Raw genomic sequence first — 4,157 nt, forward strand, 5'->3', positions numbered from 1 at the left:
GCTGTAGACGGCGCTGATCGGCAGCGAATGTACCGCGAGCACGGAAGCGACGTTGATGACGGTGCCTTCGTGGCGCGACACGAAGGCGGGCAGGACGGCCTGCGTCAGCCGGGTGAGGGCGGTGATGTTCAAGGCCACCTGCTGCAGTGAATCGTCGACCGAGGTGTCCAGGAGCGGACGTAGTCGTGCCATGCCCGCGTTATTGACCAGCATTTGCACGCTGGCATCGCTCCGGAGGACAGCTTCCACCCTGGCAACATCGGCGTCTTTCCCGAGGTCGGCGGCGAGCACGCGCACGTCTACACCGTGGGCCTTGGTGAGCTGTTCGGCGAGCGTGGCCAGACGGTCTGCGCGGCGCGCCACCAGAACGAGGTCGTAGCCGCGAGCGGCCAGACGCTGAGCGTAGACGGCACCAATACCCGAGGAGGCACCCGTGACGACAGCGGTTTTCTTGGAAGAGGACATAGCGGTTACTCCGTGGTCTAACAGTTGAGGGCTCAATCAAAACGTTGAGGGCTCAACTATATGATAGACTTGCGGCTTGTCAATGCTTCAGTGCTCAACCATCCTTGCGTCATGGCGAAAATCTCCAAAAAACCGGGCGCGCATTCCACCGTGGCGGATAAGGCCGGGGCGGACCTGAGCGCTTTTCTTGCCGTCGCTTGCACGAACACCGCCGTTAGGCGGGCAGCGCGCCGGTTGGGAAGTCTGTATGACGAAGCGCTCGAGCCRATCGGCCTGAAGGCGACGCAGATAGGGCTGCTCGCGGAGATCGAGCGATTGGCCTCCGTCAATGGCGGGCAGGTGCCGACGCTGCAGGACCTGGCGACGAAGCTGGCCCTACAGATTTCCGCTGTAACCCACGCGCTGAGGCCTCTTGTCAGGGAAGGCCTGATCGAACTGCGGCCGGACGAGACCGACAAGCGGGCCAAACGCGCTGCGTTGACGTCTGACGGCAGCCGTCTGCTGCATCGCGCGCTAAAGCACTGGGCGGTCGCCAATCAACAGGTCGAGAAGGTGCTCGGTAGCGAGTCGGCTGCGGCGCTGCGGGCGGTCGCGGACTATGTCTCGTCTGACGAGTTTCTTATTGCTTATGGCGCCGACAACGGAAAAGTCCGCTAACACGGCCAACAGCTTCGCGGCATTATGTGAAGAGCCACGAGCGCCTAATGGCGTCGTTGTAAATATGTTGTAAAATAAGCATGAGAATCTTCAGGGGTAGCGAATACGCACGCATTATTTCGTGCGATTAGCCGCAAAATAAAACTGATTTCGCAATATCCGCCCGGTCACCGTCGACTGGGCTTTTTTATGCCTAGGGAAGGCGTGAGAACTTGCTGTGTTACAGCAGGTATTACGCAGAAATGACAGCAGACATCGCACGAACCTTCGATTATCGAAAGATAGTATCGAGCGGTTAACTGCGGATAACGATTCAACCCTTGTAACTCAGGAAACTCCAGTGAAAAGAAACCATCTCTCCATGGCGATCGCCGTCGTCTTTTCGATGACCGCGGGTTCGGTCTGGGCACAGGATGCAACGGGCCAGTCCGAGACGACGACCACGGCGCAGACGCCTGCGCAGCGCAGCGCGTCGAGCACGTCGAACACGACGACCTCCAACGATACGCGCCGCGTGCAGCAGATGAGCAGCGTGCAGGTGCAGGCGGRAAGCCTCACCCTCGGTGCCGGCCTGATGTCGGTACAGACGGCAGCCAAGGCGGTTTCGACGATTACCCGCGACGCCATCGTCAAGGCCTCGCCTGGCGCGAACTTCACCCAGATGATCGGCTCGATCCCTGGCGTGAACGCCGCGACGGATGACGTCACCGGCCTGGCCAACGGCCACTACACGATCCGCGGCTTCGATTCGTCGGACATCGGCATGACGCTCAACGGCGCGCCGATCACTGACTCGGGCAGCTACTCGGTCTACGCGACCGAGTACGGTGACAGCGAGAACATGGGTGACATCACGGTGCTCCAGGGCATCCCGGATATCGACATGCCCGATTCCGGCGCCAGCGGTGGTCACATCGGCTGGGCGACGATCGATCCTTCGCATAAGGCTGGCGTGGATTTCACCCAGAGCCTGGGCAACAACGATTACCGCCGCACCTTCATCCGCCTCAACACGGGTGATACCGGTCCGGTGCGTTCGTGGATTTCGTACTCGCGGAACACCGCCGACAAGTGGCGTGGCCCGGGCGACATGGAAGTGACCAAGGTCGACGGCAAGTCGGTCTGGACGATCGACGACAACAACTCGATCAGTGCCTCGCTGCAGTACAACCGCGAGAACAACATCAACTACCGTTCGCTGACCAAGGCGCAGGTAGCGCAGAACGGTTACCACTACGACTACCTGAACACGTGGTTGCCGGGTAGCTCGACCGCCGCGATCAACAACAACACGTATTACTACGGCCTGCGTACCAACCCGTTCAAGAGCTACATGGCCAGCCTCGACGGTGAGTTCAAGTTCACCGACAGCCTGCGCCTCTCCGTCGTGCCTTACTTCTGGTATGGCAATGGCGGCGGCGGTGCCGGCGCGACGGTGACCGAGAGTCCGACGGGTGCGGATCGCTTCGGCTTCGCCAATCAGGACGTGAACAACAATGGCGTCGTCTCCGGCGCCGACAAGGGCGTGGTCTATTCGTACTCGGCCGCACTCACCTATCGTCCCGRCATCATCGCCAAGTTCAACCAGGACCTCGGTCAGGACAACAGTCTCGAATACGGCGTGTGGTACGAGCGTTCGCGCAAGAGCCAGTCGGATCTCTATGGTCTGGTGAACAGCGAAGGCACGCCGGCGTCGATCTGGGGCGATGACGCCTTCGTGCTCTACCCGAAGAGTGGTCTTGGCCAGAAGGTGTACAACGAGTACACGAACACCGAGATCAAGAAGGGCTTCCTCACCGACAACTGGACGCCGAACGACTACTGGACCTTCACCGCGGGCGTGAGCTACCTGTGGACGAATCGTACGGGCTTCGCGCAGGAATATCCGGGCTCGATCGCCGGTGCCGTCACCAAGCAGCAGTTCACGACGGACGTCGACAAAAACTGGCACAAGGTGCTGCCGACGGCAGGCATCAAGTTCCAGATGGACGAGCGCAACCAGTTCTACATCGGCAGCGGCAAGACCTTCCGTGCACCGCCGAACACGGTGCTCCTGCTGAATTCGTTGGCCAACCAGGAAGCCGCCAACAAGCCGGAAACGGCCTGGAACACGGACCTCGGCTGGCGTTTCTACGGTGACGCGCTCTCGGTCAGCGCCGACGTCTATCGCAGCAACTACAACAACAAGCAGGAAAGCGCGTTCGACGACACGACGGGTTACACGTATTACACATCGATCCGTCGCATGCACATGCAGGGCTTCAGCTCCGAAGCCAGCTACAAGTTGAACACGTACTGGACGGCGTATGCGTCGTACACCTACACCCAGGCCAAGATCGTCGGCAACATCGACGGCGGCGGCGACGGCATCTATCCGGCCAATGGCAAGACCATGCCCGATACCGCCCGCAATATCGGCAACGTGAGCATCGGCTACGACGATGGCGCGCACCTGTGGGCTACGTTGTCCGCACGCGTCACCAGCTCGCTGTACGGTGACTACCTCAACACCGAGCGCGTGGGTGGTTTCACCCAGTTCAACCTCGCCGGTGGCTACCGCTTCGGCGATTGGGAGGCTCTCAAGTCGCCTTACATCAAGGTCAACCTGAGCAACCTGACCGATCGCAAGGCGTTCTCGTATGTCAGCTCGGCGCAGTTCCTCGCGACCACGCAGGGCTCGCTGTACACCAGCTCGCCGACCTATGGTCTGCTGCAGCCGCGTGCGTTCATGATCACGTTTGGCGCGTCATTCAACTAAGCGCTGTTTGCTACGACTGAAAGGCCAGTCCCGTGAGGGACTGGCCTTTTTTTTGGCTCTTCGCGGGATTTCGGGGATGCGGGAGGGGGCGGTTCACTCGTTTTGCGAGTGCGTGTTTTTCGCGGCTCGCGCTGCCGCTCGCGTGGAGGCGTGGGGCGCAGAGCCTTAGCCGCCGGACGTCGCGGCGCAGAGCCTTCGGTGCCCACCCTCGCTGCTCAGACAGGTCCTCCGCGTTCGACAAGGAAAGGCCGCTGCGCGGCCCATGTACCTATTTGGC

3 protein-coding genes are annotated in these 4,157 nt (G+C 60.8%); 2 read left to right on the plus strand and 1 reads right to left on the minus strand.

Annotated elements, in window-relative coordinates:
* Positions 1-465 (minus strand): SDR family NAD(P)-dependent oxidoreductase (locus AC1DT2_RS16890; protein WP_477297617.1); only part of this gene is annotated, 465 nt, incomplete at its 3' end.
* A gap of 111 nt (positions 466-576) precedes the next feature.
* On the opposite strand from AC1DT2_RS16890, the gene AC1DT2_RS16895 reads away from it, so the two are divergent.
* The gene (locus AC1DT2_RS16895) at positions 577-1,122 is read left to right on the plus strand and encodes a MarR family winged helix-turn-helix transcriptional regulator (protein WP_477297618.1); all 546 of its coding nucleotides are present in this window, start codon (positions 577-579) and stop codon (positions 1,120-1,122) included.
* Between the two features lie 340 nt (positions 1,123-1,462).
* On the plus strand, positions 1,463-3,880 hold the full coding sequence (locus tag AC1DT2_RS16900) for a TonB-dependent receptor (RefSeq protein WP_477297619.1): 2,418 nt from the start codon (positions 1,463-1,465) through the stop codon (positions 3,878-3,880).
* The last annotated feature ends 277 nt before the right edge of the window (positions 3,881-4,157 follow it).

This window comes from Luteibacter sp. P4_E6 (assembly GCF_056401535.1).